Source organism: Pleurocapsa minor HA4230-MV1 (assembly GCA_019359095.1).
In the GTDB taxonomy this organism is placed as follows: Bacteria; Cyanobacteriota; Cyanobacteriia; order Cyanobacteriales; family Xenococcaceae; genus Waterburya; species Waterburya minor.
In genome coordinates this window covers 1-20,196 of sequence record JAHHHZ010000014.1, presented here as the reverse complement: position 1 = coordinate 20,196, position 20,196 = coordinate 1, and the positions used below count along the sequence as shown (strand labels likewise).

Genomic DNA, 20,196 nt, shown 5'->3' with positions numbered 1-20,196 from the left:
CTATCCAGAAGTATTGGTTGAGATTGAGGCAACAGCAGCACTGACGTGACCCATCACGGCGATAAACTCGATTGGTGTAGCGATCGCCAATTCATCCGTGTGCCGATTGACCAAGACTGCTAGTTCTGCACATTTATCGAGCGCTTGCTGGGTTGGCAAAATCTCTCCAATGGAAGAAGCATCGAGCGCAAGACAATAGTTCAATGTTTTAATCGTCATGATGGACTCATGCCACAGGCTGAAAAAATCAGAAGTATTTATTGTTCAGGCTAACTTGTACAATTAGATGAAGATAAATCCAATGACCAATACCCTTCTTAAACCCAGTGAACTGAGCCAACGACTCAATAGAACCTCGGCGCTGTCTAGCCAGCAGTTGGGCTGGAATGGCATTTTGGTTGAGCAGCATCACTATTCTTCAATTCCTGACAAAGTAGAAGAAAAAGAACTTCCTGCCTTATCCGATCATTGGCTGATCTTACCGATGGGTTACCCTAGTTATGTGAACCAAAAATCTGACGATCGCTGGCACGAATCAATTTTTCAACAAGGCGATAGTCTCCTAGTTCCAGCAGAGCAGCAGAGCTACTGGCGTTGTCCAGCCAGTGAGACTGTCCAAACAGAACTCAATATTCACTTACAGCCAAAGCTGGTGGCACAAGTTGCTGATTCATCTGAAATTGATACAGTACGATTTAGGTTGGTCAACCGTTTCGTTCAGCAAGACTTAAATCTTCAGCATATTGCCATGCTGCTTTTAGCTGAGGTGCGATCGGGTGGCATAATGGGACAATTGTATGTTGAATCCTTGACTCAAGCGTTAGTCGTTCATCTCCTGCGACATTATGCTGATTCGGCACACATCATCACCTCTTCTAAGAGAAGCTTAACTCGTACTCAGTTGCGACAAGCGATCGATTATATTCACGCTCACCTCGAGCGCGATTTATCACTAATTGAACTTGCCAGCGTTATCAATATCAGCCCAACTTATTTCGCGAGTTTGTTTAAACAAGCAATGGGAATTTCGCCACATCAGTATGTAATTGGACAGCGAGTGGAACAAGCAAAATTGATGCTCTCGAAAACGGACTTAGCGATCGCGGACATTGCCTTACAAGTCGGCTTCTCCAGTCAAAGTCATCTGACGCAACAGTTTAAGCGATTTACCGGAATGACACCAAAGCAGATTAGACCTCGATCGTAAGAATCTGATAAAACACCATAAGAATCTGAAAGAAGTTGAGCTTTGGAAGTCATTAAACTTAAGTAAATGCAGCAGATCGCCATGCTAAAAAGGAACTTAAAAAATTGTCCGAACTATTGATACTAAATCCTGTGCGTATTTAGTATTATCTATTATCCTGAGTATGGATACAGATAAGATGAAGTCTAGTTACTCATAGGCTTTTGATATTCTGGCTTTAATCGCCACATTACAAGACTGATTCGTCCTGGGGCGGCATAGGTGCAGGCATGGAGATGCTTACAGTGAAATTCAATTAAATCACCAGGATGGAGTAAATAATTGGTACAGGCATTAGAACTATTGTTGATTCGACAATCACTATAGCTGAAATTAGCCACATCGCCTAAGTTTAATAATCTCGCAGTATTAAAGGCAAAACTAGTATCTCGATGATGCTCTATCTGAGCGTTACTGCAAACATTATTATGGCGTCCGTGGAAACTGATTAAAGCCGTATTGCAATCAGGATATAGCCACTGAATTACTTTATTTAAATAAGCATCATTATAAGCAGGAGTTAATCTTGGTTGTCTGCTCCAGCTCGGTTCGTTAATTAGCCACAGATGGTAGCGATCGCGGGCATATCGCGAGACATCTAAACTCATTTTAGGTACTAATTGACTGATACAGTATTGATAAAAATTATGATAGGCTTGACCTCGATCGCAAATATTGGCAATAAATTTTAAACTCATTTTCAAAATAACAACATAATAAATCGCCAACTCCAGTCCGCCAGGGCTCCAATAAAGCCTATTTTTAATCGTCATAGGTAGAAGTTTAAAAAAACTGACCCCCACCAGCTTTGGCAGAGGTCAGTCAATTAAAAGTTAGTATATAAACAAACTTAGCGTTATTTTAATCTTCAGTTTCAATATTGTCAGTTAAACAACAATACTCATTATGAAGATGTTTTTAGATAGAGAGTATCTAACTAAACACTCTCTATGTTAACTAAGCAGCATTAGCAGCACGATTTTTAAAGAAGTGATATCTTTTTGAGAATTCGGTTTGCTTTTGTCTGATTTCAGCTTTACTTGTGACTAAACGCCAATTTTTGGTTGTTTGGTCATAAATCTGGACTACATTCATCGCAGCCTACATCAGTTGTGGCTGAGTCCAACCAGCATAGAAAGCTTGATAACTTTCTCTAACTGTTTTGGCATCAACATTAACTTTTTCACGCTTGAACCGAGCAATCTCACTATTAATAATGGTGAAGACCAATTGTTCATTAGTTAATTCTTTAACTTGTTTAACTTGAAGTTGAACAAATTGAGCAGGAACGAAAGTTTGAGCTTGAGTTTTAAGTACTGGAGTATACATAGGTTTATTCCTTAGTTTTATTTTCAAAAATTTCACCAAACAAGGCTCGACAGAGCCAAAAGCTCAACTGTACTCAGTTTGTGCTGTTCTCGATTAGAGCTATACCTTGGCTCAGACTTGAGCCATGACCAATCCCTTATGGGTTATGTCCTCAACCCCTCATTTTTTCCGTTTCTTTGTTTTGCTATTACTTGATTAGTCGGAGATCGCCATACGAAAAGGTCAATTTTCCTAAAATTATTGGTAACTACAATCCAGACTGGGGCATTATCCGACAAGATGAAAACGGTAAACAAACCTTAGAACTGATTAGAGAAACTAAAGGAACAACCGATACCGAGAATCTTCGATTTGTCCATGAACCATTAAAAATTGGTTGTGCTGAGAGACATTTCAAAGCTATTGGAATTGATTACCGCGTTATCGATAACAAAGACAAATTTACTAATTGGTGGGACAGCAAATGAAATAAAGTAACGATTACACTCCCCTAAAGGACTAGCTTCGCGATCGCACTTACCACAAAGACAACTGACCCTCACTAACGCTACTATACCGCCCCCGATGTAAATTTAGATGGCAAGCAGCGCAGACAGACAACAGATTGGATAGTCGATTATCTCTCGTGTCATGATTTTTATGATGCACCTGCAAAATATCAGCCGTCCACTCAGAACGGGTTAAGTCATCTGGTCTTTCTCCTGGCTTGTAGCATCTCTTACCACAACATTCACAGCACCAATTTTGACTCTCTTTCACTGTCCGAGCTAATTCTTGCCAATTATCGGGGTAAAGACTTGGATTTACAGGCATTTTATATCTGGCGATCGCGCTCAGATAATTGTATCGTAACTAGTGCGATCGCTTTATTTGTTCAATCAAACTAAAATATCAAGATGATTCGGTTGAGAAAGATTATTAACTAGGAGTATCCAAATGTTTAATTTGTTAAAGCGGGGATGGTTAATAGCTGCGAGCTTATTTCTTTTACTTTGGATAGTTCCAGCATTTTCTACTGCACCATCTCCACCCCAACTAACTCAGACAAAAGTGAATGGCGAAACCGAAAATATTTTATTCATTACTCGTTCTGGCGATACCGTCTTGGTTAGATGTTATCCAGGCTTCGCACCAACTTTAACAGTTGGAAAAAAACAGCCAAATGTCTCAACTACTGGCTATCTTAAATGTCAACAGGAGAATTAATCGGAAACGAAATGTTAATTAGATGTAGCGACCCAATTCGCGAAACCATTTAATATTTTCCTCTTCGATTATGATGTTCTTCAAATTATTCAAACAAAAGGTTTGGTCTTATCCTGCCAAATCTTTAATTCTTGACTATTCAAAACCTTCTGCTCCATAGAAAATAAATCTTCTAACACTGCATCAACATCCTTAAACCTGTAATATTCGGTCAGCTTTTCAATACGATAATTAAACTTTTTATAGCGATGCTTGAAATATTATAACAACAAAATAATTATATTGCTTAATATAGAAAAACAACAACAACAGGATATTTTTTATGGTAGAGTAAATCTATCAAAGTTTTCTACAAAGTAACAGTGATAAATATAGAAAAAGCAATCGCTCCTCAAACAGAGGAGAGATTCTACTGCGTATTCGACACCGAAACTTGCTTACCCATAGAACCCATCCAACGGTACTTAAACTATTGCCGTAAGCGACAACTAGCAGCTAATACAGTCAATACCTATGCCTGTAGATTAGTAGATTTCTGGCACTGGTTAGAGTACAAATCTCTTGACTGGCAAGAAGTCGGTCTAAATGAATTAGCAGATTTTGTTAACTGGTATCTTCTCGGTGGAGACATAGAAGTCATTTCAGAAGAGGTTAGAGAAGCTGTATCTAAACGTAGCTCTCGCACTGTTAATTTGGCTGTAACAGCTATTCAAAAGATGTATGAGTTTCACGTTGTAGAAGGTAGGGTTAACGAAAAACAATTTAGCAAACTAGCTCATGGATGGGGTAAACGTGGCGGATTTTTAAGGGGAATTGTCAAGAGTACCCCAGATAAAAGAAAACGAATTAAGGTAAAAGAACCAAAAAACTTCCCTGGTTGTCTTACCGACAAACAAGTAGCTCAGTTAGCCGATGCTTGTTACACCTATCGAGACAGGCTGATAGTCATGTTGTTGAGAGAAACAGGAATTAGACGTGGTGAACTATTAGGCTTACATCTAGTTGACGTTCGAGACTTTGATAGTAAAGGACGAATCAGGATTGTACGCAGAAATAATAATCCTAATGGTGCAAAAGCCAAAGGTCATGACCGAGAAATTCCCGTTTTACACAATCGAGAAACCATACAAGAAACATTTCAAGCTTATCTTTTAAAAGAATATCCATTAGAAGCCGAACAACAAGGACATGGAATGTTATTCGTCAATCTCGATGGCAAATATACGGGAAAACCGATGACCAGTGCGCGGTTGAATAATCTGTTTTACCAACTTAAAGAGAGAACGGGAATTGAAGCTCATCCTCATTTATTTCGCCATACCTTTGCTACTCGAATGCTGCAAGCTGGCTATCTAGACCAATATATACAGCAGCTATTAGGACATAAATCCATTGCCACAACTAAAGATATCTACTCTCATGTACTAGATGAAATGAGTTTAGATGCCTATCTAGCAAAGGAAGAAGAATAGAATGTTATCTATTAAGGCTTTACAGGAAAGAATTGCCAAGTCTGAGTTGGGTAAAGAGTGGATTAATAACCCTTTGCTAAATAAAGATGTTTGGTCAGTAGAAGAACTAGGTTATAGCGAAGAAGAATCAAAGATAAAAACGATTAGAAATATCTACTTTCAAAAATTTTCCTTATCTTGGCTGAAGTTACTGACTAAGCTGACAGTTTTGTCTATTGTTAGAGAAAAAATTGGTTTAGATACAGTTAAGAGAAGAGTAAATTATTTAAAACAATTTGATAGTTTTCTATTAGAAGAAGGCATCATTCAGCCAGAATTAATAAGCGGTTCGCTAATAGAAAAATTTATTACTATTGACTCCCAACAAGAAAGACAATCAACCATTACTTATGTCTCAAAGCTGTGGGCAGAAGAACAGTGGTTGAAGTTACCCTACACCCCTCGTAAATATAAGACAAAAACACCATCAATCAAGGCAATTCCAGAAGAAGTATTGCATCAAATATATGAGAAATTCGACCTTTTTCCTCCCCCATTAGAACGATTACTTAGGCTACAGCTTGTTCTGGGATGTCGTATTGGAGAAATGCTCAGAATGCCTCGTCGGTGCCTCAAAACAGAAGGCGAACAATGGTTTTTACTTCGATGGATAGAAAAGCGTAAGCACTGGCGATTCTACCAAGTTCATCCTGCTGTAGCTGAATTGATTAGGGAACAGCAAAAGTTTTTAGATAAAGAACTTGGTTCTAACTCTGAATTTGACAAATTGTTTGGCAAAATTTCTATTGCTTCACATGATGGTGTTAAAGGAATTAATAAAACTGGCACGAACAGATTTGATGTAAAGCCAGTTTATCTACCAAGTGTACTTACTTATACTTCAATACATTGTTGGCTTCAGGATTTTAGAGAAATAGCCGATTTAAAAGATAAACACAATAATCGATTTGAACTAACAAGCCATATGTTTCGGCGTACTAAAGCTAGCGTCATGGCTTACTGTGAAGCCGAAGATGAATATATTGCTGCGGTACTAGGACATGGTTCGTTAGATATGCTGCCTCACTATCGCAAACGTTCTTTAGAAAGGTTAGAAAAAGAAGCTAATGCTAAAGGCTATGTAGATAAGTATGGAAGGCTTACTAGCTTTAAACCAAGAAAGCGTAGATACGAAAGACTAGCAGAATTGCTCAAAGTTAGTACATTGCTAGGTGAATGTCATCGCCCGACAATGTTAGGAGATTGTCAGTATCGCTATTCCTGTCTGAGTTGTGACCATCATCGAGTTACTTTAGAAAACAAGCCAGAACTAGAAGCTGATGTCGAAAGCTTACAAAAAGACCTAACACAAGCGCAAACTGTAGGACAAGAGCGAAGAGTTACAGAAATTAATCGCTTACTGAAGTTATTAAAAGACCGATTAGAGGGCTTAAGAAAGCTAGAACAATTGCAAGGAGATAATCATGTCTAAGCGCAAAGAGCCGAGAATTTCTGTTCATAATACGTTGCAGGGGAAGATTGAAGTAAATTGGGAGCGGGAATACTTTGGAGAATATAACTGCCCTAAATGTAAAAAGAATAAAAATGAAGAAAATAAGCTCGATGGATTTAAAAAAAAGAAAAATGTAACTTGTAAGCTAGCTTTACACTGTAAATATTGCAAAAAAGATATTTGTCTTACCAATCGTGTCTCGGTTTATATATACAATTATCGCCCCGAAATAGAGTGTCCCAACCCTCTTTGTAATGGTATAGGACACAACGGACAAAAAGGATGGGTATACAGATACAAAGAATCTAGATACGATTGTAAATGCTATTTCTGCGGTATTACTTTTAATCCAAAATCAACTTATTGTAATAGCTGGATAAGTAAAAAAACAGAAGAAAAGCTATCTGCTTTTTGCTTTGATGATGATATTTGGGACTTAAGACATTTCTCTGAGAAGCCCTTTAGAAAGACACTCAACTTTCAGACTATTAACCCTCTTTGGTATCGAGAAGAAGTCAAGAAATACTTACACTATTTACTTAAGTTAAAGGTGCTTGATAATGGCTCTGTATATGGCAAAACAGGAACATACAGGCAGTTCGGTGAAATAATTACTAATATAGGGCTTAAGAATAAAAACCAAATAGATAGGAATGCAATAACCCTATTTTTAAGTAGCTGTACAAATAATGATAATGAAACTATCAATCAAAAGCTATCTAATCTCAGAGATTTCTTTGAGTGGTTAAATTTAGAAACAGCTTATCTAATTCGCAGTCGCGACTCCTCAAAAATAAGTAAAAACGCTCCTGACTGGCTAGATGAAATAGTTCGTCAAGGTATCGAGCAGCATCTTAGTAAGATACCAGACCCAATTGCACGTCATTACCACGTTCAAGCTTACATTGCTGCTAGACCAGGAGATGTGTGCGAACTAAGTTTTGACTGTTTGATTGAGGAAAATGGAAAATGGTACATTAAATTCCTTCAAGGGAGGAAAGTTAAGCGATGGCTCAGGATACCCGCTAGTCGAAAAATCAGGAAGGTAATAGAAAAACAACAGCAGTGGATTAGAGAAGTTTTAGGTGAAGACTATTCATATTTGTTCTGTCATTTTCGTTCCATCAAAGAAGCATCATATCCAGTTTTTAGCAACATAAAACCTTTGCCAAAACCTCCACTAAATAATAGAGGCAGAAACCCAATGGTTAGTATCATTCGGATGATAATAGAAAAAGAGAATATTTTAGACGCTAATGGACAAAAACCCTATTTTACAGGTAAAATCACTCGCTCCAGTCGTTTACAAGAAGTTCGAGCTAAATACGGAATAGAAGCTGCACAACTATATGCAGGTCACAAAAGTTCTAACACTACTTTTCAACATTACGCACCACCTACTAGAGAACAAATAGCAAAGGTAGATTTGCCATTTCAGGAGCTACTACTAAATCCCGATAACAAATTCCTACCCTGGCAATCTTTACCAGAAAGTCTTCTTAAAAATCCCAAAGCCCACGAACTTGATTTAGAGATCGCACCCCGTTTAGTAGTTTACGGACACTGCGCTTTAGACCCCAAAACACCCTGTCCTGTTAATCTTTTCCCTAAATGCTATGGCTGTTCCAGTTTTCGTCCCAGTACGGGTAAATTACCTCTTTACGAACGTCAGTATCAAGGAGAACAACAGCGATTAACTGAAGCCGAAAAAGCAGGTGCAGAATTAGCCTCTGAAGAAGCCAAAGCAACCATCGAAGCAATGGATAAATGGCTACCTGAGTTAAGGAGGTTGGCTAATGGTTAATCGAGAAAAACAGGCTGATGTTCTCCGTCGCACTCAAGCGAAGAGAAAGGAACAGAAAAAAGAACAGGTATTAAAAGCGATTCAAGAGCTTTTAAAGCAAAAGAAACCTCTGACTTTTAAAAATATAGCTACTGTATCTGGTTGTTCGATATCCTATCTCTACAAGTGGGATGATATTAAAGCTTACATTCACGAACTTCAGAATCAGAAATCAACTACTTTAAATTCTTTAGAAGAACCAGAAGGTAAAGAGCGGCCTCACAGTCTTAAAACCTTACATCAAGTAGCTAAAGACAGAATTCGTAAACTGGAAGAAGAAATTAGACAACTAAAACATCAGAATGAGATTCTGCGAGGTCATGTAGCTGAAATCTATGAAATCAAAGATGAGAATGAAAGATTAAGAACCCAGTTAAGAGAGTTAATCAGTCCTGATTTATCGAGCAAAATCATACCAATACGTTCATCTCAAGCTTCTAAAGTGAATTTAGAAGAGATGAAATTAGCAGAAATAGTTAAGGATAAGAAAGCTGTTTCTGATACTAAATCATCTGTAGATACTTCTGAAAAAGCTACTTCTAAAAAAGGAATTAAAGCTAAGAAAACTTCTTCTAATACTAAACAAGCTACGAAAGATATCCAACCAGAAATTATCAATTCTTTTAAAGAAATGGGTCTTAAAGTTACCAAGAAATTGAGAGAAGAAATAGATAATCGCGACCTCGAACAAGTCAAGTTATCCATCGAAGCATTTAAACAATATCGCGACAATCATGAAGTTAAAAGCCAAGAAGCTTGCTTATTATCAATGATTTGTGATGAAGCCGAACCAAATACTGAGAGTAAGCCAATTATTAGTAAGCCTCAACAAAAAGTTGTTACTGCTGCCGATAAACCTCAGAAAGAATTAGTTTCCTTAGACAAACTGAAACAATTAAGCAGTCTTTTTAGTCAAGATCATGATTGATAAAGTTCTCCCTCATAATACCGAAGCAGAATCAGCAATAATAGCTGGAATTATTCTCGAACCAAAAGCAATTGAGCGAGTTATTAATATTTTGACTCCTGAAGCTTTTTATGTAACTCAACATCAGATTTTATATGAAGCTGTATTGGCATTATACGAACAAGGATTGCCAGCCGATTCGATACAGCTTGAAGACTGGCTGCTCAAACACAAGAAATTAAATAAAGCAGGGGTGAAGGCAAAAATTACTCAATTGCTAGAACAAACAGTCTCTGCTGTTAATCTCGACCAATATGCAGCCATAGTGATGGATAAGTATTATCGTCGTCAACTCATAGCCAAGGGACGAGAAATAACTGAATTGGGTTATGAGGAAACTTCTTCTTTGTCGGATATCTACGACCAGTCAGAAGCTAAAATTTACGGATTGACAGCAGACAATAACAGTAAATTTCAAACCTTAGCTGTTCGTGATTACTTGGCAGAAGCTTTCGGAGAAATTAGCCATCAGCAATCTTCCTCCTATGCTACTGGATTGTCAGATTTAGATAGTTTGACTGGAGGGTTAAACAAAACTGACTTGATTATTGTGGCAGCTAGAGCTTCAATGGGGAAAACTTGGTTGGCTTGTTACTTAGCTAATTATGTAGTCACTAATTATCAATTACCTGTAGTTTTTTTTAGTGCGGAAATGTCAGGAAAACATTTAGCTAAAAGATTTCTGGCTCTGCACACGGAAATTGACTCATCTAGATTAATCAAGAATATCATCTATGAATCTGAGTATGAAACTTTAGTAGAGGGGATAACTAAACTCAAAGAAATGCCCTTAGAAATTAATGACACGCCAGCTAGTTCTCTAACTCCGTCGAAAATTCGTTCGGAACTGAGGCGAGTTGCCTCAAAATATGACGGTAAATTGGGGTTAGTCGTATTGGATTACGTACAAAAACTGGGCAACCGAGAAGCTAGTAATCGAGCGCAAGTCATCGGTGCTATTAGCGGTCAGTTAAAAGACATAGCCAAAGAATTCTCTATTCCGTTTGTTGTTCTAGCACAAATCAATCGAGGAACTGAAACGAGAAATGATAAACGCCCAGTATTAGCGGATATCAAAGACAGTGGTGATTTGGAGCAAGATGCAGATTTAGTGATGTTACTTTACCGAGATGCTTATTATAATTCCAATTCTTCTGAAGCAAATGTCATGGAAATCAACCTAGCTAAGAATCGTAATGGAGCTACTGGGATGTGCCAAGTTAAGTTTGATTCAACTGTAGGAAGTTTTCGTAATCTAGAGTCTCAAAAATAATTAGATTTTATGGGTGTTTAATCGACAAAATAAACAGAATTTCAAGCGAAAATATTAAAGAAAACAATAATGAAAAATATTAAATTAAGTCTTATTGGATTTATTATTCCTATCTCTTGGCTACTATCATCAGCTATTGTCAATGCTCAGACTAAGGTGACAATTGAGCCAGAAGATTTAACTATCGCTGGATCGCGCTTCTCGCAAGTCGAAACCCGTCAAATCTTCATAACTCCTAATGAATCGATTCAAAATTTACAAATCAATGTCAGTGCGCGATCGCTTTATCGAACTGATGGTCTGACAGTTTTCCCGATAACGGCAATTCAACCACAACCTAATCAAAAGCAGCCTAATGAAATAATTGTTCCCATTGAATTTAATCTACAACAAGCTCCTAGCAGTGGAGAATTTCAAGGAAAATTCAACCTAAGTTATCAGCCAGAAGGGGAAGATTTGCCAGTGACGGTAGGAATTCCAGTAACTGTGAAAGTTAAAGATAACTGGTTCTTACCACTGGCTATTCTCCTAATTGGGACTGGATTGGGAATTGCGGTTTCCGCCTATCGCGCTCAGGGTCAGCCACGAGATGAAGTTTTAGTGCGTGTTGGTCGTATCCGTACAGAAATGCAGGAAGATATTGAACTGATTAAAGCACCTTCATTTGTAACCACAATCGAAGCGCACCTATATGATGTCAAAGCGGGGCTTCAGGGAGATAAATTAGAAACCGCGCGTGTTGGAATTGATAAAGCAGAACACATTTGGGCAAAGTGGATTAAAGGACGTACCGATTGGCTCAATCAATTTGCCTACTGGGAGAAACTAAACCAGCAACTAGAGGATTTAAACCCTAATATTCCTTACGTGCAGATAGTACGCCGAGACACGGAAGATGCTAGTCGAGAAGCCTCTAATTTGGAGGGGCCTCATAAATTGCGCGATCGCCTGGATGAATTAGCAGGACACATCAATCGATTCTTGCAACTTCAAGCATTAGATAAGCAGTTAAAAGACTTGTTGGGGCAACTTCCCTCGGAAGAGAAATCGAACTGGGAATCAAAAATTCGGGGTTGGGAAAGACAGATTAATCAAATTCAGCCGTCTGAGTTGGCGCAGGATGCGACTCTGGTAGAGGAGATGGAAGGGGCGATCGCGGAAATATCTCAATTAGTAGCACAACAGTCGGGTACATCGGTCATGGCAAAGGGTATCTTGAGCATACCCCATCTAGCTCCCGCTCCTTCTGCTCGTCCTTTAAGTTGGGAGCGACAGGTTTCTGGTGCAAGGTGGCGACTGTGGTGGTTTAAAAAAGTCAGCTATGCGATCGCGCTTCTGTTTCTGACAGGAGCAGGATTTAATCAACTTTATGTGGGTAATCCAACCTTTGGGGCAAATCCTTGGAAGGATTATTTTGCTCTGCTTGCTTGGGGTTTTGGGGCTGAGGCGACTAGAGATGCGATTACTAAGACGGTTCAGGGATGGGGTTTGCCAGGGTTGAAGTGAAAATAATTATTAAGAATATGCAACTTAAATTCTGCACAGCTTAATAGGTAATACCAAATCTGGGTTGCTTAATTCCTATTCTTCCGTCTGATGTCGTTCGGTGCAGGTGGGGGTGACCACACCTTACAATTGCCTAAGCTATTTATATCAATATATTGATCCGTATCATTTTTCCTATACACCGTAATCCATTCGTTGATATATATTCGGTACGTTGTTGGATGCGATGGGCTATCGCTATCATCATAGAGGCTAAAATCTTGGGGACCAGTAACTACCTCAATTACTTGTCCTGAGCTATTTAATATAGCAGCGCTTTTCCCAGAAGCTAGTGTACACGATGCTCCAGCATTAGCTTTAGGGGGAGCCAAAACTCCTAACGCAACATAGAGGAATAAACTATAGCCAACAAGAGATTTGATGGCTGCTAACTCTCTAACTATATGCCGAAAATTAATCATGCTGAGGTACTTAATCATTGCTGTTTTTTATTGTGTAGATGTTTTCTTCACAGAAATCACTCCAGGATAGAAAATACGTCAAAGTTACATAACTTCCTTTGATCGACAGAGATCGCCTGTATCTTCGGTATGGGGATGAGTTTTCAGATAATCATGCATCCAATTACAGCCTAATCTCAGCCAGTGATCTAAGCTCAGCTCATCGTCACTCGGATCGTCTAGATTCCACAGAATTGTGCTGTTGTCGTCACTACCAGATGCCAAAATTTTGCCATTGGGACTGAAACTCAAGCTCATTATATATTTACTGTGTCCAGGAAGTTCAGAAATGAGTGTTCCATCTAGCTTCCAGAGGAATATTTGACCTCTCTCATTACCAGAGGCAAGATATGGCTTCATGGGGTTAAAGCTTACCTTAGTAACTGGAGAGCTATTTTGACTTCGGCTTTTTATTGGTTTTACTGAGGTTTCATCAATCTTCCAAAGCTTCACTGAACCGTCTGTACTAGCAGCAGCAATCATTTTATTATCAGGGCTAAATTTTACATCAAGAAGGGGATAAGAATTTTCTTGAAGTTTTTTAAAGAATTTAATCAGAGTCCCATCTGTTTTATAGAGGTTCACAAAGCCATCACTGCCACTACTAGCAAGCATCTGCCCATCTGGACTAAAGCTAACGGCATAAGCAATTCCCTTGTGTCGCTTGAGCATTGGTTCTGTTATTACAGTAGCCTTTAGTCGATCTAGATCTAGTTGCCAGAGTTTTATTTCATCAAGATCAGCGGTCGCAATCATTGAGTTATTTGGACTAAAACTGACATCCGTAAAATCTTTTTCTCCTTTTCCGAAAATTGGGGAGGAGGTGAAAGGCATACCATTCTCATTTAATTGCCAAACATTAATCTCACCTGTTTGATCTTCACTAGAACTGGCGGAAGCAAGTAACCGACAATTTTCTTGGCTAAATGTGACTTTTTGGATTGTACTTTGAGAATTCACCTTCTTTTTTTCTACAGACAAAATATTCATCAGCGACATATTCATCAGCGACTTATCTAGTCGCCAAAGCTTTACAGTATCGCTGTTAGCAGCAGCAAGTATCGGAGCATTAGTATTAGGACAAAAACTGACACTATTGGTTGGGGCATCGTTATTTAAGACAGTCAGCCGTTGGTTTTTTAATTTCCAGAGCTTGATAGTATTATCATTGCCAGCCGAGCCAAGAGTTTGCCCATCTTTACTAAAGCTAACGCTGATAACATAGTTGCTATGCCCGGCTAATGTCGTTGGTAGCTTTTTCTTCTTCCAATCGGCATCTTGTTGCCAAAGTTTTACGGCGTTGTTCTGACCGCCAGAGGCAAGGGTTTTACCATCTTTACTAAAGCTAACACTTCTAACCCCACACACATTTTTATTCTGTTCATCACAATGCTCATCCATTAACGTTGTTATCGGAGTTTTTTGATTGCCATTCAATTGCCAAAGTTTAATTGTTCCGTCGAGGCTACCAGAAGCTAAAATTTGACCATCAGAACTGAAGTCAACGCTAGTGACATTTTGCTTATGTTCATCTAAAACTTGGATTACTTCGCCTTTACCATCTTTCCACCGCCACAGTTTTACCGTGTTGCCATAGCTTGTGGCAATAATTGGCTTAATAGGGTTAAAACTGATGCTACGAACTTCGTAGGGGTCGCTAGGATCGGTTTCGTTAGGATCAGTTAGGCTGGCTATCAATTTGCCATCTAACTGCCAGATCCTCACAGTACCAACCTCACCAGCCGCCGCAAGGAGTTTACCATCTCGACTGAAGCTAACGACGAACACTTTGTTAACTGTTTCTTTAGAACCACTCAAGGTTTTTCGCCAGTTTTTATCTTCCTTCCAAGTACCATCTTTTTTCTTCCAGAGTCTTACTATCCCGTCATCGCCGCCCGAAGCAAAAATCTGCCCATCGTTATTAAAGCTAACACTGTGTACTTGTAATTTATCTTTATGACCTTCCAGTAATGCGTCAATTAATTCACCATCACGCTTCCAAAGCTTAATAGTACCGTCCGCACTGGCTGAGGCAATTGTCTGTCGATCAGGACTAAAACTGAGGCTATTAATCCCGCCACCATGCCCCTCTAAGCGATTTTTTTCCTTGACCCAGAATACTGACTCAGTCAAAGCCGTCATGACATCAGCCTTAAGTTGAGTCTCTCCGTTGCTCCAAGGCAATCCTACTTGTAAAAGTGGGTGCTTCAAACGTGTACCAGCCCTTAACGCATCGAGTAGTGCGTCAAAAGAAGACCGATTCGACGTAAATTTTGCTTTTGAAGATTCACTCAAAGCCTTAATTTGACCAATTTCTGCATTTCTCCACTGAAACCCAGCAATGATTGCAAATCCAGTTATAAGTACTATGTAAACCCCTAAAATTATTTTTCTTACTTGAGCCGCTTGCTGACTGGCTTTTATTAATTCATGTAAATGTGAACTAAGTCCAAATTCGGTAGCATTAGAACTATTGATTCGTTTAACCTCTTTTAGCTCTGCTGTATCTAACAATCCTCCTTTCTTATTAAGCTTAATCCAATCCTGAGTCTTAGCTTCTAGGCGACGACGAGTTTGTTCTGCTTCTCTGCGCTCAGTAATCCACTGCTGTAAGGTTGGCCAGCCACTAATCAAGGCTTCATGGGCAATGTCTGCTTTTCTACTAGTATTTTCTTCTCCGCTAAGGGTTAACAGACGACAATCTACCAGATGACGCAATGTCAGATCAAACAGAGGTGAATCATCATCAGCAATGCGTAAATCGTCAACCGATTGCTGGCGACGAGTATCTGACCGCCCTTCGCCAAACTGAATCAACCGCAAAAAAATGCGACGAGCAATCGCTTGTTTAGCTGCCGTTTCTAAATCGGCTAAAGCAGCATCCGCCCGACGAGCGATTGCTACTTGTAAACCAGTACGAGGTTGAGTCGGTGTCGCACCATAAGCTGAACGAGGTAAGAGTAAAAATTCATAGGCTTTTAGGGGTAAAAAGCGGCGTTCGAGCTTTTCCCATAACAGCACTAAGGTTTCTTGGATTAGCGGTAAAACACCAGGCTCTCTTTTCGCATCAACTAATAATCGCTCGACTAAAGCTGAGTCGATGTAAACCTCTACTCCTTCTGCGGGTCTGATAATTGCCTGTCGCAACCCTTCTTCTTCTAGAGGAAGCACCTCAAATCGGTGAGAACGAATTTTCTTCCAGAGCGAAGACCCCATTAAATCAGGATAAAAATCAGCGCGGACGGTCAGAATCAGGTAAACATTAGGGATCTCGATCAACTTCAAGAGTGCTTGCTGGAAGGGAATCGCTTCTGCCCCTGCTTGGGTAAACAATTCCTCAAACTGATCTACCACTAACAACAAACGTCGAGCATCAGGCTGGGTTGACAGTAATTGTTGAATCCTTACTTCTAACCCGGTGACATCCCCTCCTAAAACAGCTTGAAGATTAGCTAAAGGACTTGTCCCCGGACGTAGAGAACGAATGCACCACTGACCCGTACCAAACAATCCTGACACCTTGAGTTTAGGAATCAGTCCTGCAAAGACCAGAGAAGATTTGCCACTCCCCGAAGGACCAATTACTACTGTGAGAAAGGGGTGTAAGCGTAATCTTCCTAACAACTCCTCAATTTCCTCATCCCGTCCAAAAAAACGTCCTTCATCATTTTCACTAAACGGGCTCATCCCTGGATAAGGACAGGCAGGTTTCTGAGAAGGAAGAGAGGGAGGGCGTTTGAGTTGATGACAAAGGCGTTCTATAGCAGCTTCCCACTGTTCAGAACTGTGGGCTTTTAACCCTTCCAGCATTTTTAAGCGCGGGGGTAGCTGAAACCCTTCTTGTAGAGTCAAGGGAATGACAGGCCAAGTGCCTACCTGTTCCCCATAACTCTGAGCCAAAATATCTGTAAATCGTGTCAGGTCATCTGCTAAGTAAGCTTCAGAAATTACCAACAGAGTAAATCGGCTTTGGCGAATGGCACGTTCAAATTCCAAAATGCGCGGCACACCTAAAATAAAAGCTGATTCGCAAGTGCAGCGTACTTCTGCTTTTTCGAGTGCGTCCAACAGGTAGCCTTCTACCCAAGCTTTGTCAGCCTCAGCATAGGAAATAAAAAGTTCGTAATTCTTATTCTCTTTCATTTGTTTTCTCTTAAACTAAGAGCTAACAACAAATTTGCGCTCAAGTATTAGTTTTAAGTTATGAATGCAAAATTTGAGTCTGTCTTCTAAGTTTTAAGTTTGATATTAATTGCACTTTTGGGGTCTCAATCTCATAAAACTCATGTAGAAACTCATATTTTTTGACGAAATGGCAAAATTGATTGATTAGTTGCTATTGTTCGGTTTCATCCCAGCAACAACCTACTATCCCATTTTAGGTAAAGGATTCTTCAACGCCTGGACGAGACGTTGAAACTCTTTTTCGGCACGACGAGGATGACTCAAATCCAAGGTTGTCAACATACTCAGTCGAGTCGGCAAGCGATTACTATCTAAAGTCCTTGATTTGACAGGCAACAGGCGATAAGTTCCCTCCTGAATCCCCATCGTCTGCCCTAGCGTATTCTCAAACTCTGCCATATTATTGCTGAGATAGCTTTCCGATAACACAATAATGGTTCTTTTTGCCTGTTCAATTCCCCGCTCGATATTAACGACTCGCGCCACACCTGGTTCTTCCACATCACCCGAAACGGCTATTTTGAGTCCCGCATCTTCTAAGCGTGGCAGTAGCGTATCCCAAACCCAGGTCGTATCTGGTTCTCGTTCGACGTAACTAATATAGGCATCGTAACGAAAGCCTGGTTCGACTTGAGGAACGATACCTTTTTGACCGCCTAGATAAAGAGCGATGGGAAAATTTTCTTCTATCTCAGCTTTAAATAGGGGATGCTGTTGAGATTGCTCCCCAGTAACTTTGGGTTGAATATATTCAAATAAGTCAAAAATCCGAATCAGACCATCTTCACTAGGGATACCACCCCGTATCCCCGCCAATAGATGTTTGGTAAAAAGACTATTTTCTGCCCCAGACAACACGTAGGAAAATTCACTACTGCGGGAAGCAGCTAGAATTACTCTTCCTATACCTTCTTTTAAAGCGTCATAATAACTCTCAGATAATCCTGTTTTCAGTATGGGGGCAGTAGAATCTTTCGGTTGACCAATACCACCAGAATGACAGCAATCAAAAATTACTAATACTTTTCGAGCTGAAATTGCCCGTAAAGCTTTCGTGAACTCAGTTCCAGAAATAGCACTTTGTGCTAGAGATGCCCCAGATGCATAGTCGGCATCGACTGGCAACAGATATTCTCCCTGGTGTGGACCATATTCAACCTGTCCTCCGTGACTGGAGATATAAATAAAAACTGTTGAATCTTGGTTACTCTGTTTCGCTAACTGAGTTAATGCCTCACATAATGCTGTTCTAGTGGCTTCCTTATCCTTCAATAAAGTCACATTGTCCTTTGAATATCCACAATGATGCGGATCGATTAACAGGTCATAAATATCCTGTGCATCCTTGAGAACTGTGAACGGTAGTTTGCTAATGTTTTGATAATTAGCGATACCGACTACCAGCGCATGGGCATTGTTCATTTCAGGCATGAGATAGTCTCCTACATAGCCGATTTTGGCAAGTTATTTTCAATAACAATTAATCGATCTCTATTAAACTCTTTATCTTTAAAGTAGTCTAAAGCTAAGAAAATATAAAACAAAAACTAATGGACACCCATCTTGGTTACATTGTGTAATGTAACTAAAAAAAATATTATTTTACAAGTCTTCTACAACGTAGAGTCTATATAAGAAATACAGTTCTACATTGCCTCTATGCTGCCATGTACCCAGCACATTAATTTCAATGATTGAATGATGTTGTTTCAAGTCTCTTTCTATTTCTCTTAAGCGATGCCTTCGGCTAGCTTCGCAATCGCTCATCGTTCGACTCGTCACGCCTATTTTATGCAAAGTTTTACCATCAACATCAATCTGAAGAAAATAGAGAGTAAATCTAAGTATGCGCTGTAACTGCAATCGATAAATCTTTAAGTCGGCTAGTTTCTCTTCTAATAATTCTCCACCAATCGCTTCAGCTATTTCAACTGAATTAGTCAAGCGATCGAGTTCGGACAGTATTAAAGGTTCTTGAACTCGATTAAACTTTGTAAGAGACAGCCCGCCGACGGGAATCTTACCTAAATCTGTAAAGTAATATCCTTGTGGTGTCCATTCAAATAGTTTTTTCATCTCCAGTTCAAAAGGAACGGTAATGATGGGATAATCCGTATGCCCGTATTCCCGCCACAGGTCTTTGAGTAGCTGAAAATGCTTGCTCGATAGCTGGATCTGAAAGTTATCGTATAACGATAAAGACGGCAGCTTGCCTTTTCTAACTCTCAAACAGGTTTCGCCACTGTGGGCAAAGTGATGCTGTTTGATTTTGCCTTTTTTGGCTGTAAGAGCGCGATCGCAGAAAGGACAGACGAGATTGGTTTTACCTGAAGTAACTTCTTCAATTGTTATTAGTTCGCCATCGGGGTTGATTCCGTACTCTAGCTGCCACATCTGTTAAGAACAAATATACTAAACAGCTATATAGTAAATTTGAATTAATGAGGTAATAATCTATACATGGTCTGATTTTTTCTACAGATAACTAAAATTTGGACATCTATTAAGCGAAGGCGATCGCATTACTCAACTCAAGATAAGAATAAGTGAGACAACACCAAAAAAGATCATCGGTACTGGAGGCATGAACTTTTTAGTTTTAAACCATCTGATGATGAACACCACAATCAAAAGAGAGATGATGATAGCAGAAGCAATTACAGCCCATTGATTACCTGCATTCATGATGCCAGCTAAAATCAACAGCAGTAAACCGCTAACTCCACCAGAAATTAGAGATACTTTACTCTGACTCTTGGTATAGCCCATAACTCCTCCTCCTATACTGAGAAGTCCATAGAATACTGTAGCTATTAATTCTGGTGTAAACATTGCTTTAAATATTGCCAAACGGCTTCCCGTATTTATTCCAATTCTCTTTATTAAACGGCGATTGCCATCTATTAATCAAGGCACTTTCTAGCTTCAATCGTGCCGTCCTGTTCTCTGGGGTATCGTACCAAAAAGCACTACACATCTTAGTTTCTAGGTCATATTTACGATGCAGCTCGACATAGTTCATCGCATAGTCCTTACAGTCATGCGTCCCATTCCATCTAGCTTTGGCAGTTTGCATCGTTTCTCCCACTTATTTAATACAAAAAATTAATAATAAACAACAACAACAAAGACACATTTTTTTTATGCAGTATAATTTTAGCTTGTTACAATAATTAG

At 39.4% G+C, this 20,196-nt stretch carries 18 protein-coding genes and 1 pseudogene; 9 read left to right on the top strand and 10 right to left on the bottom strand.

Annotated features, from left to right (window positions below; all coding sequences use genetic code 11):
* The gene (locus KME09_07025; GenBank protein MBW4533675.1) at positions 1-219 is read right to left on the bottom strand and encodes a hypothetical protein; all 219 of its coding nucleotides are present in this window, start codon (positions 217-219) and stop codon (positions 1-3) included.
* A gap of 82 nt (positions 220-301) precedes the next feature.
* Between KME09_07025 and KME09_07020 the strand changes: the two genes are divergently transcribed.
* Positions 302-1,207, top strand: coding sequence for an AraC family transcriptional regulator (locus KME09_07020; GenBank protein MBW4533674.1), 906 nt, complete (start codon positions 302-304; stop codon positions 1,205-1,207).
* A gap of 185 nt (positions 1,208-1,392) precedes the next feature.
* On the opposite strand, the gene KME09_07015 is transcribed toward KME09_07020, so the two are convergent.
* The 3 genes from KME09_07015 to KME09_07005 all read right to left on the bottom strand — a co-directional run bounded on the left by KME09_07015 (position 1,393) and on the right by KME09_07005 (position 2,575).
* The gene (locus KME09_07015; protein MBW4533673.1) at positions 1,393-1,944 is read right to left on the bottom strand and encodes a hypothetical protein; all 552 of its coding nucleotides are present in this window, start codon (positions 1,942-1,944) and stop codon (positions 1,393-1,395) included.
* 259 nt (positions 1,945-2,203) lie between these two features.
* Positions 2,204-2,341: a hypothetical protein gene (locus tag KME09_07010; protein ID MBW4533672.1), complete on the bottom strand. Its 138-nt coding sequence runs from the start codon at positions 2,339-2,341 to the stop codon at positions 2,204-2,206.
* 6 nt (positions 2,342-2,347) lie between these two features.
* Complete coding sequence (locus KME09_07005) at positions 2,348-2,575, bottom strand: hypothetical protein (GenBank protein ID MBW4533671.1); 228 nt, start codon at positions 2,573-2,575, stop codon at positions 2,348-2,350.
* Between the two features lie 191 nt (positions 2,576-2,766).
* Here KME09_07005 and KME09_07000 point away from each other — a divergent pair, with 191 nt between their 5' ends.
* Positions 2,767-3,042 (top strand): hypothetical protein, encoded by a 276-nt coding sequence (locus tag KME09_07000; protein MBW4533670.1) that lies wholly within the window; start codon positions 2,767-2,769, stop codon positions 3,040-3,042.
* Between the two features lie 49 nt (positions 3,043-3,091).
* Here the strand turns inward: KME09_07000 and KME09_06995 are convergent, their stop codons facing one another.
* Positions 3,092-3,388, bottom strand: a complete 297-nt coding sequence (locus tag KME09_06995; protein ID MBW4533669.1) for an HNH endonuclease — start codon at positions 3,386-3,388, stop codon at positions 3,092-3,094.
* A 123-nt stretch (positions 3,389-3,511) separates the two neighbouring features.
* Here KME09_06995 and KME09_06990 point away from each other — a divergent pair, with 123 nt between their 5' ends.
* The 7 genes from KME09_06990 to KME09_06960 all read left to right on the top strand — a co-directional run bounded on the left by KME09_06990 (position 3,512) and on the right by KME09_06960 (position 12,334).
* The gene (locus KME09_06990) at positions 3,512-3,781 is read left to right on the top strand and encodes a hypothetical protein (protein ID MBW4533668.1); all 270 of its coding nucleotides are present in this window, start codon (positions 3,512-3,514) and stop codon (positions 3,779-3,781) included.
* A 362-nt stretch (positions 3,782-4,143) separates the two neighbouring features.
* Positions 4,144-5,253, top strand: coding sequence for a site-specific integrase (locus tag KME09_06985; GenBank protein MBW4533667.1), 1,110 nt, complete (start codon positions 4,144-4,146; stop codon positions 5,251-5,253).
* Position 5,254: 1 nt separating this feature from the next.
* Positions 5,255-6,724, top strand: a complete 1,470-nt coding sequence (locus KME09_06980; GenBank protein ID MBW4533666.1) for a tyrosine-type recombinase/integrase — start codon at positions 5,255-5,257, stop codon at positions 6,722-6,724.
* Positions 6,717-8,549 carry a hypothetical protein gene (locus KME09_06975; protein ID MBW4533665.1) on the top strand — a complete coding sequence of 611 codons (1,833 nt, stop codon included), beginning with the start codon at positions 6,717-6,719 and terminating at the stop codon, positions 8,547-8,549. Before KME09_06980 ends, KME09_06975 begins: the two co-directional genes overlap by 8 nt.
* Positions 8,542-9,516, top strand: coding sequence for a hypothetical protein (locus KME09_06970; GenBank protein MBW4533664.1), 975 nt, complete (start codon positions 8,542-8,544; stop codon positions 9,514-9,516). The genes KME09_06975 and KME09_06970 overlap by 8 nt, the downstream gene beginning before the upstream one ends.
* A complete protein-coding gene (dnaB, locus tag KME09_06965; GenBank protein ID MBW4533663.1) occupies positions 9,509-10,828 on the top strand; it encodes a replicative DNA helicase in 1,320 nt (439 codons plus the stop codon). The genes KME09_06970 and dnaB overlap by 8 nt, the downstream gene beginning before the upstream one ends.
* A gap of 69 nt (positions 10,829-10,897) precedes the next feature.
* Entirely contained in the window at positions 10,898-12,334 is a 1,437-nt protein-coding gene (locus KME09_06960) for a hypothetical protein (protein MBW4533662.1), read from the top strand.
* A 545-nt stretch (positions 12,335-12,879) separates the two neighbouring features.
* Here KME09_06960 and KME09_06955 read toward each other — a convergent pair.
* The 5 genes and pseudogenes from KME09_06955 to KME09_06935 all read right to left on the bottom strand — a co-directional run bounded on the left by KME09_06955 (position 12,880) and on the right by KME09_06935 (position 20,131).
* The gene (locus KME09_06955) at positions 12,880-16,977 is read right to left on the bottom strand and encodes a TIR domain-containing protein (GenBank protein MBW4533661.1); all 4,098 of its coding nucleotides are present in this window, start codon (positions 16,975-16,977) and stop codon (positions 12,880-12,882) included.
* Positions 16,978-17,202: 225 nt separating this feature from the next.
* Positions 17,203-18,450 carry a caspase family protein gene (locus tag KME09_06950; GenBank protein ID MBW4533660.1) on the bottom strand — a complete coding sequence of 416 codons (1,248 nt, stop codon included), beginning with the start codon at positions 18,448-18,450 and terminating at the stop codon, positions 17,203-17,205.
* Between the two features lie 171 nt (positions 18,451-18,621).
* A complete protein-coding gene (locus KME09_06945; GenBank protein MBW4533659.1) occupies positions 18,622-19,413 on the bottom strand; it encodes a hypothetical protein in 792 nt (263 codons plus the stop codon).
* A 132-nt stretch (positions 19,414-19,545) separates the two neighbouring features.
* Complete coding sequence (locus KME09_06940; GenBank protein MBW4533658.1) at positions 19,546-19,851, bottom strand: TMEM14 family protein; 306 nt, start codon at positions 19,849-19,851, stop codon at positions 19,546-19,548.
* Between the two features lie 4 nt (positions 19,852-19,855).
* Positions 19,856-20,131, bottom strand: a pseudogene (locus tag KME09_06935) (hypothetical protein).
* Positions 20,132-20,196 lie beyond the last annotated feature (65 nt).

Bases quoted from the DNA above. Each gene is read 5' to 3' on its own strand.
- KME09_06995 (MBW4533669.1), bottom strand. From the start codon at position 3,388: ATGCCTGTAAATCCAAGTCTTTACCCCGATAATTGGCAAGAATTAGCT.
- KME09_06945 (MBW4533659.1), bottom strand. From the start codon at position 19,413: ATGTGGCAGCTAGAGTACGGAATCAACCCCGATGGCGAACTAATAACA.
- KME09_07020 (MBW4533674.1), top strand. From the start codon at position 302: ATGACCAATACCCTTCTTAAACCCAGTGAACTGAGCCAACGACTCAAT.
- KME09_06950 (MBW4533660.1), bottom strand. From the start codon at position 18,450: ATGCCTGAAATGAACAATGCCCATGCGCTGGTAGTCGGTATCGCTAAT.
- KME09_07010 (MBW4533672.1), bottom strand. From the start codon at position 2,341: ATGAATGTAGTCCAGATTTATGACCAAACAACCAAAAATTGGCGTTTA.
- KME09_06970 (MBW4533664.1), top strand. From the start codon at position 8,542: ATGGTTAATCGAGAAAAACAGGCTGATGTTCTCCGTCGCACTCAAGCG.
- KME09_07005 (MBW4533671.1), bottom strand. From the start codon at position 2,575: ATGTATACTCCAGTACTTAAAACTCAAGCTCAAACTTTCGTTCCTGCT.
- KME09_06940 (MBW4533658.1), bottom strand. From the start codon at position 19,851: ATGTTTACACCAGAATTAATAGCTACAGTATTCTATGGACTTCTCAGT.
- KME09_06990 (MBW4533668.1), top strand. From the start codon at position 3,512: ATGTTTAATTTGTTAAAGCGGGGATGGTTAATAGCTGCGAGCTTATTT.
- KME09_07025 (MBW4533675.1), bottom strand. From the start codon at position 219: ATGACGATTAAAACATTGAACTATTGTCTTGCGCTCGATGCTTCTTCC.
- KME09_06955 (MBW4533661.1), bottom strand. From the start codon at position 16,977: ATGAAAGAGAATAAGAATTACGAACTTTTTATTTCCTATGCTGAGGCT.
- dnaB (MBW4533663.1), top strand. From the start codon at position 9,509: ATGATTGATAAAGTTCTCCCTCATAATACCGAAGCAGAATCAGCAATA.
- KME09_06980 (MBW4533666.1), top strand. From the start codon at position 5,255: ATGTTATCTATTAAGGCTTTACAGGAAAGAATTGCCAAGTCTGAGTTG.
- KME09_06975 (MBW4533665.1), top strand. From the start codon at position 6,717: ATGTCTAAGCGCAAAGAGCCGAGAATTTCTGTTCATAATACGTTGCAG.
- KME09_07015 (MBW4533673.1), bottom strand. From the start codon at position 1,944: ATGAGTTTAAAATTTATTGCCAATATTTGCGATCGAGGTCAAGCCTAT.
- KME09_06960 (MBW4533662.1), top strand. From the start codon at position 10,898: ATGAAAAATATTAAATTAAGTCTTATTGGATTTATTATTCCTATCTCT.